This window comes from Streptomyces sp. PT12 (assembly GCF_003311645.1).
GTDB lineage: Bacteria > Actinomycetota > Actinomycetes > Streptomycetales > Streptomycetaceae > Streptomyces.
The window spans coordinates 45,904-58,259 of the sequence record NZ_QEST01000256.1 but is presented as its reverse complement, the minus strand read 5'-3'; the positions used below and the strand labels follow the sequence as shown (position 1 = coordinate 58,259).

General features: G+C 73.8%; 14 protein-coding genes. 7 read left to right on the top strand and 7 right to left on the bottom strand.

Translation table 11 applies throughout. The annotated features are described in order from the left end of the window. Nucleotides 1–42 precede the first annotated feature (42 nt). The 5 genes from DEH69_RS27405 to paaA all read right to left on the bottom strand — a co-directional run bounded on the left by DEH69_RS27405 (nucleotide 43) and on the right by paaA (nucleotide 3,662). Nucleotides 43–1,122: a 2Fe-2S iron-sulfur cluster-binding protein gene (locus tag DEH69_RS27405; protein ID WP_113689671.1), complete on the bottom strand. Its 1,080-nt coding sequence runs from the start codon at nucleotides 1,120–1,122 to the stop codon at nucleotides 43–45. Continuing rightward, nucleotides 1,122–1,610 (bottom strand): 1,2-phenylacetyl-CoA epoxidase subunit PaaD, encoded by a 489-nt coding sequence (gene paaD / locus DEH69_RS27400; RefSeq protein WP_258535016.1) that lies wholly within the window; start codon nucleotides 1,608–1,610, stop codon nucleotides 1,122–1,124. The genes DEH69_RS27405 and paaD overlap by 1 nt, the downstream gene beginning before the upstream one ends. A gap of 86 nt (nucleotides 1,611–1,696) precedes the next feature. Next, nucleotides 1,697–2,434, bottom strand: coding sequence for a 1,2-phenylacetyl-CoA epoxidase subunit PaaC (paaC, locus tag DEH69_RS27395; RefSeq protein ID WP_113689670.1), 738 nt, complete (start codon nucleotides 2,432–2,434; stop codon nucleotides 1,697–1,699). Next, nucleotides 2,431–2,724, bottom strand: coding sequence for a 1,2-phenylacetyl-CoA epoxidase subunit PaaB (gene paaB / locus DEH69_RS27390; protein ID WP_113689669.1), 294 nt, complete (start codon nucleotides 2,722–2,724; stop codon nucleotides 2,431–2,433). The genes paaC and paaB overlap by 4 nt, the downstream gene beginning before the upstream one ends. After that, nucleotides 2,721–3,662, bottom strand: coding sequence for a 1,2-phenylacetyl-CoA epoxidase subunit PaaA (gene paaA, locus DEH69_RS27385; RefSeq protein WP_113689668.1), 942 nt, complete (start codon nucleotides 3,660–3,662; stop codon nucleotides 2,721–2,723). Before paaA ends, paaB begins: the two co-directional genes overlap by 4 nt. Nucleotides 3,663–3,803: 141 nt before the next feature. Here paaA and DEH69_RS27380 point away from each other — a divergent pair, with 141 nt between their 5' ends. The 4 genes from DEH69_RS27380 (at nucleotide 3,804) to DEH69_RS27365 (ending at nucleotide 7,148) form a co-directional block, all read left to right on the top strand. Continuing rightward, on the top strand, nucleotides 3,804–4,577 hold the full coding sequence (locus tag DEH69_RS27380; RefSeq protein WP_220131350.1) for a DUF5819 family protein: 774 nt from the start codon (nucleotides 3,804–3,806) through the stop codon (nucleotides 4,575–4,577). Then, entirely contained in the window at nucleotides 4,574–5,866 is a 1,293-nt protein-coding gene (locus DEH69_RS27375; protein ID WP_181727629.1) for an HTTM domain-containing protein, read from the top strand. Before DEH69_RS27380 ends, DEH69_RS27375 begins: the two co-directional genes overlap by 4 nt. A gap of 102 nt (nucleotides 5,867–5,968) precedes the next feature. Beyond that, nucleotides 5,969–6,664 (top strand): RNA methyltransferase, encoded by a 696-nt coding sequence (locus tag DEH69_RS27370; protein ID WP_258535015.1) that lies wholly within the window; start codon nucleotides 5,969–5,971, stop codon nucleotides 6,662–6,664. Nucleotides 6,665–6,719: 55 nt separating this feature from the next. Then, nucleotides 6,720–7,148 carry a hypothetical protein gene (locus DEH69_RS27365; protein WP_113689666.1) on the top strand — a complete coding sequence of 143 codons (429 nt, stop codon included), beginning with the start codon at nucleotides 6,720–6,722 and terminating at the stop codon, nucleotides 7,146–7,148. An 8-nt stretch (nucleotides 7,149–7,156) separates the two neighbouring features. On the opposite strand, the gene DEH69_RS27360 is transcribed toward DEH69_RS27365, so the two are convergent. After that, nucleotides 7,157–8,083, bottom strand: coding sequence for a GlxA family transcriptional regulator (locus tag DEH69_RS27360; protein ID WP_113689665.1), 927 nt, complete (start codon nucleotides 8,081–8,083; stop codon nucleotides 7,157–7,159). 204 nt (nucleotides 8,084–8,287) lie between these two features. Between DEH69_RS27360 and DEH69_RS27355 the strand changes: the two genes are divergently transcribed. Next, the gene (locus tag DEH69_RS27355) at nucleotides 8,288–8,536 is read left to right on the top strand and encodes a hypothetical protein (protein WP_113689664.1); all 249 of its coding nucleotides are present in this window, start codon (nucleotides 8,288–8,290) and stop codon (nucleotides 8,534–8,536) included. A 54-nt stretch (nucleotides 8,537–8,590) separates the two neighbouring features. Here DEH69_RS27355 and paaN read toward each other — a convergent pair whose 3' ends face one another. Further along, a complete protein-coding gene (paaN, locus tag DEH69_RS27350; protein ID WP_113689663.1) occupies nucleotides 8,591–10,255 on the bottom strand; it encodes a phenylacetic acid degradation protein PaaN in 1,665 nt (554 codons plus the stop codon). Between the two features lie 145 nt (nucleotides 10,256–10,400). On the opposite strand from paaN, the gene DEH69_RS27345 reads away from it, so the two are divergent. Further along, on the top strand, nucleotides 10,401–11,012 hold the full coding sequence (locus DEH69_RS27345) for a TetR/AcrR family transcriptional regulator (RefSeq protein WP_113689662.1): 612 nt from the start codon (nucleotides 10,401–10,403) through the stop codon (nucleotides 11,010–11,012). A gap of 154 nt (nucleotides 11,013–11,166) precedes the next feature. Continuing rightward, a complete protein-coding gene (locus DEH69_RS27340; RefSeq protein WP_258535002.1) occupies nucleotides 11,167–12,339 on the top strand; it encodes a nitric oxide synthase oxygenase in 1,173 nt (390 codons plus the stop codon). The last annotated feature ends 17 nt before the right edge of the window (nucleotides 12,340–12,356 follow it).

The window sequence follows — 12,356 nt, the reverse complement described above, 5'->3', positions numbered from 1 at the left end:
AGGCGCCTGATCCCGGGGCCTTCGGCCGGGGCCCCGCAGGGGTCAGGCGTCGAAGTCCAGGTCCACCCGGTCGGTCAACGCCCTTGCCTGGCAGGCCAGGACATATCCGGCGGCGAGCTCGGGTTCGTCGAGGGCGTAGGTGCGGTCCATCCGCACCCTGCCGTCGGTCAGGCGCGCGCGGCACGTGCCGCAGACCCCGCCGCGGCAGGCCCAGGGCGCGTCGGGGCGGTTGCGCAGCACGGCGCTCAGCAGCGTCTCGCCGGGGACCACGGGCCATGAGGCGCGGCGCCCGTCGAGCGTCGCGGTGAGCGTGGCGCCGGTGGCCCCGGCGTTCTCGGTGTCCCCGGAGTTCTCGGTGTCCCCGGCGTTCTCGGCCTTGCCGGTCGCCGCGGGGGGCGCGTCGCCCACGTGGAACAGCTCGGTGTGCACCCGCTCCCGGCGCACGCCGAGGGCGCGCAACGCCGCGCGCCCCGCGCCGGTCAGCCCGAGGGGCCCGCACAGGTACCAGCCGTCGACATCGGCGACGTTCAGCAGGGCGGGCAGCAGCTCCTTCAGCCGCGCCTCGTCGAGCCGCCCGGTCGGCGGCCCGGCGTGCCGCTCCTCGCGCGTGAGCGCGTGCAGCGCCTGGAGCCTGCCGGGGTGCCGGTCCTTCAGGTCGGCCACCTCGTCGAGGAACATCGCGCTCGCCGCGCTGCGGTCGCTGCGCAGCAGCGTGAAACGCGCCTCCGGCTCGGTGGCGAGCAGCGTGGCCACCATGGAGAGCACGGGGGTGATGCCGCTGCCCCCGGTGATCGCGGCGAAGTGCCCAGGGCGGGGGCGCAGCGTGAACCGCCCGGTGGGCGGCAGCACATCGAGGGCGTGCCCCGCGGCCAGCGCGCGGGTCGCATGCGTGGAGAACGCGCCCCCCGGGATGCGCCGCACCCCCACCGTGAGCGCCTTCGCGCCCGCCTGGCTGCAGATCGAGTACGTGCGGCGGACGTCGCCGTGCCGCACGGTCACATGCTGCCCCGGCACATGCGCGAACGCGGCCCGCAGCGCGTCGGGCAGCGCGAGCGTCACCGCCACCGCGTCGTCGGCGGCGGGCGCGACCCTGGCCACGGCCAGCCGGTGGAAGCGGGCCATCAGCGCTCCTTGACGTGGTGGAACGGCTCGCGGCACGCCTCGCAGCGGCGCAACGCCATGCAGGCGGCGCCCGCGAACCGGCTGAGCAGCGCGGTCCGTTCCGAGCCGCAGCGCGGACAGGGCACGGGCGCGGGCGCCGCGCGGCCCAGCTCGACAAACACCGGCCCGCGCGCCCCGGCGCGCGGGGGCGCGATGCCCGCGTCGGCGAGCTTGCGGCGGCCTTCGGCGCTGATGTCGTCGGTGGACCAGGGCGGGGACAGCACGGTGGTGACCACCGCGTCGGGCACGCCGCGCCCGGCGAGCGCCGCGCGGATGTCCTCGCGCATGACCTCGACGGCCGGGCACCCGACATAGGTGGGCGTGAGCTCCACCTCGACCCGGCCGTCCCCGCCCCGCCGCACCGCGCGCAGCACGCCCAGGTCGGCGAGGGTGACCACGGGCAGCTCGGGGTCGGGCACGGCCCCGGCCACGGCGGCCAGCTCGTCCAGGGACGGCGCGGGCGACGCCCCGTTCCCGCCCGTCGCGCCCGTCCCGCCCGTCACCTCCGTCGCGCCCGTCACCTCCGTCACCCCGCTCACCAGCTCGCCGCCGGGTGCGCGCGGTGCAAGGACTGCATCTCGTCGAGCAGCGCGGCGAGATGGGGCGTGTGGCCACCCGCGCGCCCCGACCCCGGCAGCCGCGCGCCCCCCGGCACGGGCACGGTCGCCCTCGTGAGGACGCCGGAGACGCGGGCGCGCCACGCGCGTTCCAGCGCGCCGAGGTCACGCTCGTCGAGGCCGAGCCCTTCGACGGGGTCGAACAGCTCGCCCGTGTAGGGCCACAGCGCCTCGGCCGCCGCCCGCGTGCGCGCGTGGCTCTCGGCGGTGCCGTCGCCAAGGCGCAGCGTCCAGGTCACCGCGTGGTCGCGGTGGTAGGCCGTCTCTGGCAGCGCGGCGGCGGCGATCGGGGCGAGCGGCGAGGCGAGGGCGGCCAGCCGCTCGTAGAGCAGCTCCTGCCAGGTGGCGACGAGCAGCTGGCGGACGACCGTGTGCGCGAAGTCGCCGCGCGGCAGCTCGACCAGCCGGACATGGGTGAACGCCTCGGGCCCGCGCGTGAACGCCAGCGCGTCCTCGTCGCCGACGAGCGAGAGCAGGGCGCGGGCCTGGCCGAGCAGGTCGAGGGCGAGGTTGGCCAGGGCCACCTCCTCCTCGAGCACCGGGGCGTTCCCCGCCCACTCCGCGAGGCGGTGGGACAGGATCAGCGCGTCGTCGCCCAGCGCGAGCGCGGCCTTGGCCCAGGGGGCGCCGCTCGGCGCGCGCTCCGGCGCGTTCACAGGTGTCGCACCCCCTCGGGGACCTCGTAGAACGTGGGGTGCCGGTAGGGCTTGTCGGCGGCGGGGCGGAAGAACGGATCGCGCTCGTCGGGCGACGACGCGGACACCGCGGCGGCGGGGACGACCCAGATCGAGACGCCCTCGCCGCGCCGGGTGAACAGGTCCCTGGCGTTGCGCAGCGCCAGCTCGGCGTCGGGGGCGTGCAGGCTCCCCGCGTGGGTGTGGGCGAGCCCGCGCCGGGGGCGCACAAAGACCTCCCACAGGGGCCAACCGCCCTCGGGCGCGCTCATGCCGCGGCCCCCACGCCGTCCCCCGCGTGCTTGTCCGCGTAGGCCGCCGCGGCCTCGCGCACCCACGCGCCCTCGTCATGCGCCCTGCGCCGGCGCGTGATCCGCTCCTCGTTGCACGGGCCATCGCCCCGCAGCACCGCGTGGAACTCGTCCCAGTCGATCGCGCCGAAGTCCCAGTGGCCGCGCTCCTCGTTCCACCGCAGGTCGGGGTCGGGGAGCGTGAGGCCGAGTGCGGCGGCCTGGTCGACGCAGATGTCGACGAAGCGCTGACGCAGCTCGTCGTTGGAGTGCCGCTTGATCTTCCAGGCCATCGACCGGGCGCTGCGCGGCGACGCGTCGTCCGGCGGTCCGAACATCATGAGCGAGGGCCACCACCAGCGGTCCACCGCGTCCTGCGCCATCGCGTGCTGCTCGGGCGTGCCCCTGCTCAGGGTCAGCAGCAGCTCGTATCCCTGCCGCTGGTGGAACGACTCCTCTTTGCAGATGCGTACCATCGCGCGGGCGTAGGGGCCGTAGGAGCAGCGGCACAGCGGGACCTGGTTGGTGATGGCGGCGCCATCGACCAACCAGCCGATCGCGCCCACGTCGGCCCACGTGGGCGTCGGGTAGTTGAAGATGGACGAGTACTTGTGGCGCCCGCTGTGCAGCTTGTCGAGCAGCTCGTCCCTGCCGACGCCCAACGTCTCGGCGGCGCCGTAGAGATAGAGGCCGTGGCCCGCCTCGTCCTGCACCTTGGCGATGAGGATCGCCTTGCGCCGCAGGGAGGGCGCCCTGGTGATCCAGCTCCCCTCGGGCTGCATGCCGATGATCTCCGAGTGCGCGTGCTGCGCGATCTGCCGCACCAGCGTGGCGCGGTACGCGTCCGGCATCCAGTCGCGCGGCTCGATCCGCTCGTCAGCGGCGATGGTCCGCTCGAAACGCTCGCGTCCAGGCTCCACCGTCCCGCCCTCCGCTCCCGACCGATCGTTCGGTCCAGTCGCTTCGATGGTGGTCCCGCGGCACCGGCGTGTCAAGGCGGCGGGGGGACAGGTACGGTGCTCGGGTCATTAGCGAAGCAGTCCAGGGGGAACGGGCCGAGCATGCTGCCACTCGACACGGCACCGGAAGACGGGGAGCGCGACGACGGTCAACGCGCCGAAGGGGGGCGCGCGTACGAGAAGGCCGCCGCGGCAACGCCGCCCGCCGTGGACGCGGGGACGGTGACCGAGACGGTCGCGCTGAGCGCGCTGTCGCTGCGCGCCCGCGCGATCATCGCCGTGGCGGTCGGGGCGTTGGCGGCGTTCTTCACGTGGCACATGGCCGCGGTCTTCCTGTTTGTCTCCCCGTCCAACGTGGTCCGCGAGGACAACTTCGATCGCATCCGGGGCTATATCTATCCGGAGTTCGAGCAGAACTGGAAGCTCTTCGCGCCCAATCCGCTCCAGCGCGACGAGGCCGTGCACGTCCGCGCCGAGGTCAGGGACCCCGACGGCTCCCTGCGCACGACCGACTGGATCGACCTCACCGCCACCGACATCGACAACATCAGGCACCAGCTCCTGCCAAGCCACGCCGCGCAGAACCTGCTGCGCCGCGGCTGGGACTTCTACGACGGCGCGCACGACGACGAGGGCCGCCCGATCGGCGAGCGCGGGCGGCTCTCCGAGCTGTATGTGCACCGCATCGCGCTCCAACGCCTCCAGAACGAGCACGACATGGACCTCGACACGGTGCGCCGCGTCCAGCTGCGCTCCGCGGTCACCCGCGTCCCCGCGCCCGACTGGCGCGAGGAGGAGATCGACACGTCGACGTACTACGACGAGATCGACTGGTGGGTGGTCACGTCGGACGACCTGGAAGGACTGGGGCGATGAGCATTCCCTCCCAGCGCACGGGCCAGGCACCCGCGCCCGGCGCGAGCCCGAGCGCCCCCGCGCCCGCCCCCAACTCCCCCTTCCGCGGCCTCGGCCGCTCCTTCGACGCGGCGCTCGCGCGCGGCCTCGGCCACATCACCCGCCGCGCGCTCGGCCCTTACCAGACGGCGATCGTCCGCATCGGCTTCGCGGTCACCGTGCTGGGCTTCCTGCTGCACGAGTGGCCCAACCGCCGCCTGATGTACGGCCCCGACAGCGCGTGGAGCTTCGACATGGCCTCGCGGTTCGTCGAGAACAGCGGGGCGTTCACGCTGCTCCTCTGGTCGGACTCGGGGCTGTGGTTCGAGCTCGTCTACCACCTCACCATCGCCGCCGCGGTGGCGATGCTGCTCGGCTGGCGGACGCGCGCCGCCTCGATGCTGTTCATGATCGGCATCCTGTCCGTGCAGAACCGGAGCATCTTCATGGGCGACGGCGGCGACAACGTCATCCACCTGATGGCGATGTACCTGGTCCTCACGCGCTGCGGGCAGGTGTGGTCGCTCGACGCGCGCCGGCGCGCGCGCCGCCCCGACCTGGGGCCGTCCGATGACCGGGTCGGGATCGTGCTGTGGGCGGTGCTGGGCGTCGCGCTGCTGGCCGCGCTCGTCAGCGGGAGCGTCGACAGCTGGATCTGGAGCCTCTTCCTGAGCGGGATGTGGCTCGTGCACGGCTACTGGTGGCTGATCCGCCGCTATGCGCCGGGCGAGCCGCGCGTCGTCTCGGACATCGTCGCCAATCTCGTGCACAACGCCGCGCTCCTGATGATCATGGCCGAGGTGTGCGTCATCTACGCCACCGCGGGCTGGTACAAGATCCAGGGCAGCCGCTGGCAGGACGGCACCGCCGTCTACTACCCGATGAACCTGGACTACTTCAACGTCTGGCCCGAGGTCAGCGAGCTGCTGTCGAGCAGCGGGCCGATGATCATGGTCCTCAGCTACGGAACGGTCATCGTGCAGGTGGCGTTCCCGTTCGCGCTGCTTAATCGCCGCGCCAAGAACGTCCTGCTGGTGCTGATGATGGGCGAGCACATCGGCATCGCGCTGCTGATGGGCCTGCCGTTCTTCTCGCTCGCCATGATCGCGATGGACGCCGTCTTCCTGCCCACCGCGTTCCTGCTCTGGATGGGCGCCAGGGCGTCGGGGCTGCGCGCCCGGCTCACGCGCCGCAAGCCCGCGCCCCCCGAGGCGCCGCCCCCGCCCGCGCCCGCCGAGCAACGGCCCCCCGCGTGGGCGGCCAAGGGGTGAGCGGGGCGTGAGCGGGGCGTGAACGGGGACCCGGGCGCCGCCGAAGCCGCCGCCGAAGCCGCCGCCGAAGCCGCCGCCGAAGTCACCACGCGCTGGCGGGCGTTGGCCGCGGGGGACACCGTGCTCGTCGACGGCTTCCACGCCATCAAGCACGCCCTGCGCTTCGGCGCCGACATCCCGCTCGCCCTCGCCGCGGACCCGGACGCCGCGCTCGGCCTGGCCGCGCGCCTCGCGCCCGACCTCGCCGACCGGCTCGCCGCGACGCTCACCCCGGTCCCCGCGGCGACGCTCGCCGCGCTCGTCGCGCGCCCCCATCCCACCGGCGTCGCCGCCCTCGCCGTCCCCGCGCGCCGCGCGCCCGCGCATGGACCGGCGCCCGCCGTGCTGCTGGACAACCCCCGGCACCTGGGCAACATCGGCGCGGTCATCAGGGTCGCCGCGGGCGCCGGGGCGCGCGGCGTGCTCACCACGGGCACGGTCGACCCCTGGCATCCCTCCGTCGTGCGCTCCGCGGCCGGGCTGCACTGGGCGACCGCAGTGCACCGCGTCGGCCCGGGCGAACTCCCGCCCGAGGGCCCGCTGTTGGCCCTCGACCCCGAGGGCGCCGACCTGCGCGACGTGAGCGTCGACGACGGCGCCGTGCTGGCGTTCGGCTCCGAACGCGCCGGGCTCTCCGCCGAGACGAGGCAACGCGCCGACGCGCTGGTGGCGTTGCCCATGCGCCCCGGCGTCTCCAGCTACAACCTCGCCACCAGCGTGGCCATGACCCTCTACCACTGGCTGGCGAGAAGCCGTTGACCTATGGCAATCCCGCCACTTCTGCCGGGCCCTCGCCCCGCATAGCGTCACCGGAGTGACAAAGCTCCTGCTCAGCCTGCATGTCCTGGCCGCCATCGTGGCGATAGGCCCGGTGACCGTGGCCGCCAGTATGTTCCCTCGCCAGGTCGCGCCCGATGGCGGAAACGCGGGCCTCGCCGCCGCGTTGCACCGGGTCTGCTCCGTCTACGCGGTGGTCGGCGTCTCCGTGCCGGTCTTCGGCCTCGCCACCGCCCACGAGATGGGCGTGCTCACCGACGCGTGGCTGATCGCCTCGATGATCCTCACCGCGCTGGCCGCCGTCGTGCTCGGCGCGGGGATCCTGCCCGCCCAACGCGCCGCCCTGGCCGCCCCCGACGCCGTGCGCACGCCCCGACTCCACATGGCAGCGGGCGTCTTCAACCTGCTGTGGGCCGTGGTCGTCGTCCTGATGATCGTCCGCCCCGGCTCGACGACCGGCGCCTGACCGGGAGTTCACACGCGGAACGCCCGCCGGTACCCCAGCGGGCTCGTCCCGACCAGCCGCTTGAACGCGTCGCGGAACGCCGTCGCCGACCCGAATCCCACCTGGGTCGCGATGCGCTCGATCGAGTGACCCGTGGTCTCGAGCAGGTGCTGCGCCCTGCGCACCCTCGCCCGGTGCAGCCACCGCAGCGGCGTGGTGCCCGTTTGCTCCCGAAAACGGCGATTCAGGGTGCGCGTGGAGAGGCGGGCGTGCGAGGCGATGTCGGTGAGGCGCAGGTCGCGGTGGGCGTTCTCGCCGAGCCAGCGCAGCAGCGGCTCGAGCGAGGCGCCGTCGGGGACCGGCTCGGGGCGCACGATGAACTGCGCCTGCCCGCCGTCCCGTTCGAGCGGCATCACGGCGAGCCGCGCGGCGTCGGCCGCCGCGGCGGCGCCGAGGTCGCGGCGGACCATGTGCAGGCACAGGTCGAGCCCCGCGGCGGCCCCCGCCGAGGTGAGCACCGAGCCGTTGTCCACGAAGAGCACATCGGGGTCCACCGTGACCTCCGGATAACGCCGCGCCAGCTCGTCGGCGGCCAGCCAGTGCGTCGTCGCCCGCAGCCCGTCGAGCAGGCCCGTGGCGGCGAGGGTGAACGTTCCGACGCAGATCGACGCCAGGCGCGCGCCCCTGGCGTGCGCCTCGCGCAGCGCGCGGATCACGTCATCGGGGAGCGGCGCCAGCGGATCCTCGAGCCCGGGGACCACCACGGTGTCCGCCTCGTCGAGCGCCTCAAGGCCGTGGGGGACGCGCATCGCGAACGGCCCCGCGTCCACCTCGGCGACCGGGCCGCACACCCGCACCCGGTAGGCGTGCCCGGCCGAGCGGCCGAAGACCTCGACGGGCGTCACCAGGTCGAAGGGGATGACCCCTTCGAGTGCCAGCACGGCGACGGTGTGCATCAGCGCTCCCCCCGGTGGAGATGTGCGGATCGCCCGAACGGATCCGGCCGTGTCCCTCGATGTGGCCTCCCAGTCTCGCACCCGCGCCTGCCCACCCTGAGGGTGACTTTCGTTGCGCAATGCGGTGCACATGTGTATCGAGCTGAGACGTCCGTCCCTCACAGTGGAACCCGAGGATGGCGAGAGCACTGCGAGGGAGCCGTGATGTCCTGGGCAGACGGCGCGTGTGTGGTCGACAAGCGCACCGGCAGGATCGGTCGCGTCACCGGTCGGGTCGGCACTCGCCTGCGCCTGCGCCCGCTGCACGGCGGCCGCGCGTGGGAGTGCCCGCACGAGTCCGTCCGCGCGGCCACGGAGTGGGAGCAGCGCAACGCCGACGTCCTGGACGCCTCCTGGCGCTTCTGGCGGCCCGCGGCCCCCGGCGCGTCCGGGTCCGTGCGGTTCGACCACTGACCCCGAGGGCGCCAACAGGACCCGCGCCAAGGGCCGCGGTGAGGCGGCCCGGGGTCACGCGGGGCGCCTGATCTCCACCGTGCGGAAGCGCGGGGCGATGAACGCCCCGTCCACCAGCGCGGAGTTGGCCGAGGGGTTGCCCCCGGTGCCGTGGAAGTCGGAGAACGCCGCGGTCTGGTTGACGAAGACGCCGCCCGTCAGATTGAGCGAGAGCGCCGCGCACGTGTCGAGGCACGCCTCGGCCAGCGCGGCCTCCACCGCGGGCGACGTGGTGTGCCCGAGCACGGTCATCGCGCCGCGCTCGCTCACCGTCCGCCGCAGCAGCGCGATCGCGTCGTCGGTCGAGTCCACCGCGACGGCGAAGCTCACCGGGCCGAAGCACTCGGTCAGGCACGCGTCGACGGCCTTCGGGTCCCCGCCGTCGACGCGGACGATCACCGGGGTGCGGACCGTCGCGTCGGGGAAGTCGGGGTGGACAAGCGCGCGCGAGGCCAGCGCGACGTCGCCCAACTCCCCCGCGTTCGCCGCCTCGACGCGCTCGCGCACCCCCGGGTTGACCAGCGCGCCCAGCAGGCCCGCGGCCCGCTTGTCGTCGGCCAGCAGCCCGTTCACCGCGGCGGCCAGGTCGGCCACCACGTCGTCGAACGCCTTGGGCCCGCCGTCCGTCGCGATCCCGCCGCGGGGGATCAGGATGTTCTGCGGGGTGGTGCACATCTGGCCGCTGTAGAGGACCAGGGAGAACGCGAGGTTGCCCAGCATGCCCCGGTAGTCGGCCGTCGAGTCGACCACGACGGTGTTGACCCCGGCCTTCTCGGTGAAGACCTGCGCGTGCCTGGCGTTGGCCTCGAGCCACTCGCCGAACGCGCTTGAGCCGGTGTAGTCGATGATCCTCACCTCGTCGCGCAGCGCGAGCGTCCGCGCGACGCCCTCGCCCTCGCGCTCCACGGCGAGCGCCACCAGGTTGGGGTCGAAGCCCGCGTCGGCCAGGGTCTCGCGCGCGGCGCGGACCGCGAGCGCGAGCGGCAGGACCGCGCGCGGATGCGGCTTGACCAGCACGGGGTTCCCGGTAGCCAGGGACGCGAAGAGGCCGGGGAAGCCGTTCCACGTGGGGAAGGTGTTGCACCCGATGACCAGCGCGATCCCGCGCGGCACCGGCACGAACTCCTTGGCCAGCTCGAGCGCGGGGCGCCTGCCCTGGGGCTTGCTCCAGCCCGCGCGCGCCGGCGTGCGCGTCTGCTCCTCGTAGGCGTACGCGACCGCTTCGAGCCCTCGGTCCTGCGCGTGCGGGCCGCCCGCCTGGAACGCCATCCCGTACGCCTGGCCCGTGGTGTGCATCACCGCCTGCGCGAACTCCTGGCTGCGGGCGTTGATCCGCGCCAGGATGTCCACGCACAGCACCGCGCGCGCCTCGGGCCCCGCGTCCCGCCACGCGGGCAACGCGTCCCGCATCGCGGGCAGCAGCACGTCGGGGTCGGTGTGCGGATAGGTGATCCCCAGCGGGAAGCCGTAGGGCGACACCTCGCCGCCCACCCAGCCGTCCGTGCCGGGGAGGCCAAGCTCGAACGGCGCGTCGCGCAGGGCCGCGAACGCCTCGGCGCCGTCGCCCTCGTACGCCTTGGGGTGCTCGGGGTGAGGCGTCCAGAACGCCCGGCTGCGCAGGGTCTCTACGGCGGTGTCGAGCGTGGCACGGTGGGCCGTGACGGGGGAGGAAGAGGCCATGGCACGATAGTGCTACCGAACGATCGGTCGGTGCAAGGGCGCGGCGGGCACCCCGTGACGCCCGATCCCCGCACGACCTCGCGCCAAGGCCACCTCACGCCAAGGCCAGGGAAGTACAGGAAGACCAGGAAGACCAGGAAGAACGATGCCCGCTCGCCGCGACGCCACCGCGCCCCACACCCCTTACACCCCCGAGACGCTGCTCGATGTGGCGGTCGGGGTGTTCATCGAACGCGGCTACGACGGCACGTCGATGGAGCACCTCGCCAGGGCGGCCGGGATCTCCAAGTCCTCGATCTACCATCATGTCCCGGGCAAGGAGGAGCTGTTGCGCCGCGCGGTCAGCCAGGCGCTCGACGGCCTCGACGCGGTGCTCGACGAGCCGGGCGCGCGCGCCGGGCGCTCGGTCGAGCGCCTTGAGCACGTCGTGCGCCGCACGACCGAGGTGCTGATGGAGCGCCTCCCCTATGTGACGCTCCTGCTGCGCGTGCGCGGGAACACCGCGACCGAGCGCTGGGCCCTGGAGCGCCGCAGGAGGTTCGACCACCGGGTGGCCGAGCTGGTGCGCGGGGCCGAGGCGGAGGGCGATCTGCGGCCAGGCGTTGACCCGCGCCTGGAGACGCGGCTGCTGTTCGGCATGATCAACTCGATCGTGGAGTGGTATCGACCACAGCGCGGCGGCCCCCAGGTGTCCCCGAGGGTGGTCGAAGCCGTCATATCGACCGCATTCAACGGCCTTCGCGCGCCCGGACGTTGATCCCCCCGCGCCGATCCCGTCACGCGCGGTCGCCGGATCCGCCACATCAACTACCCTGACCCGGGCGGGGGGTGACGCAGCAGTCACACCAGACGCACGCGAACCCGGGAAGCCCATGAACTCCGATCGTCCCCGCGGCCCCTTCGCACCCGCCATGCGCCCCGCGCCCGCGACGCGCCCCGCGCCCGCGACGCGGCTGGTGTCCGACTGGAAGGTGCCGGACTGGACCGAGGCCGAGGACTTCCTGCGCCTCTTCCACTCCGAGCACCCCGACCAGCCGATCCCCCTCGCCATGCGGCTGCGGCAGATCCGCGAGCACCTGGAGCAGACAGGCACCTACCGCCACACGCGCGCCGAGCTGGAGTTCGGCGCCCGCGTGGCCTGGCGCAACTCGAGCCGCTGCATCGGCCGCCTGTACTGGAAGAGCCTGCGCGTCCTCGACCGCCGCGAGGCCACGACCCCCGACGAGATCCACGCCCACCTGCTCGACCATCTGCGCCAGGCGACCAACCAGGGCCGCGTCCGCCCCGTGATCTCCGTGTTCGCCCCGCCGACGCCCTACCGCGAGGCGCCCCGCGTGTGGAACAGCCAGCTGGTCAAGTACGCCGGGTACCGAGCGGCCGACGGCGGCTTCGTGGGCGACCAGGGGCAGGTGGCGTTCACCGACGCCGTGCGCCGCCTCGGCTGGCGGGCGCCTGGCGGCTGGTTCGACGTGCTGCCGCTGGTCATCCAGGTGCACGGGGACAAGCCGCAGCTCTACGACGTGCCGCGCGACCTCGTCCTCGAGGTGCCGCTCAGGCACCCGGACCACCCGCGCTTCGGCGGGCTCGGCCTGCGCTGGTACGCCGTCCCCGCCATCTCCCACATGCGGCTGTCCATCGGCGGCATCGACTACCCGCTCGCGCCGTTCAACGGCTGGTACATGGGCACCGAGATAGGCGCCCGCAACCTCGTCGACCCCGACCGCTACAACCTGCTGCCGCTGGTCGCCGAGGTGCTCGGCCTGAACACGGACGACGACACGCTGCTGTGGCGCGACCGGGCGCTGGTCGAGCTCAACGTCGCGGTGCTGCACAGCTTCCGCGCGGCCGGGGTCAAGATCACCGACCACCACACCGAGTCCGGGCGCTTTCTGACCCATCTCGCGCGCGAGGAGGGCGAGGGCCGGATGGTGCCCACCGACTGGAGCTGGATCGTGCCCCCCGTCTCGGGCGGCCTGACCCCGGTCTTCCACCGCTACTACGACGACGCGGACCTGCGCCCCAACTTCTACCTGGACGACGACGCCCGCGCCCGCGCCACGGGCGGCTGCCCGTTCCCCCACTGAACCCCCCGGGGGAGTCC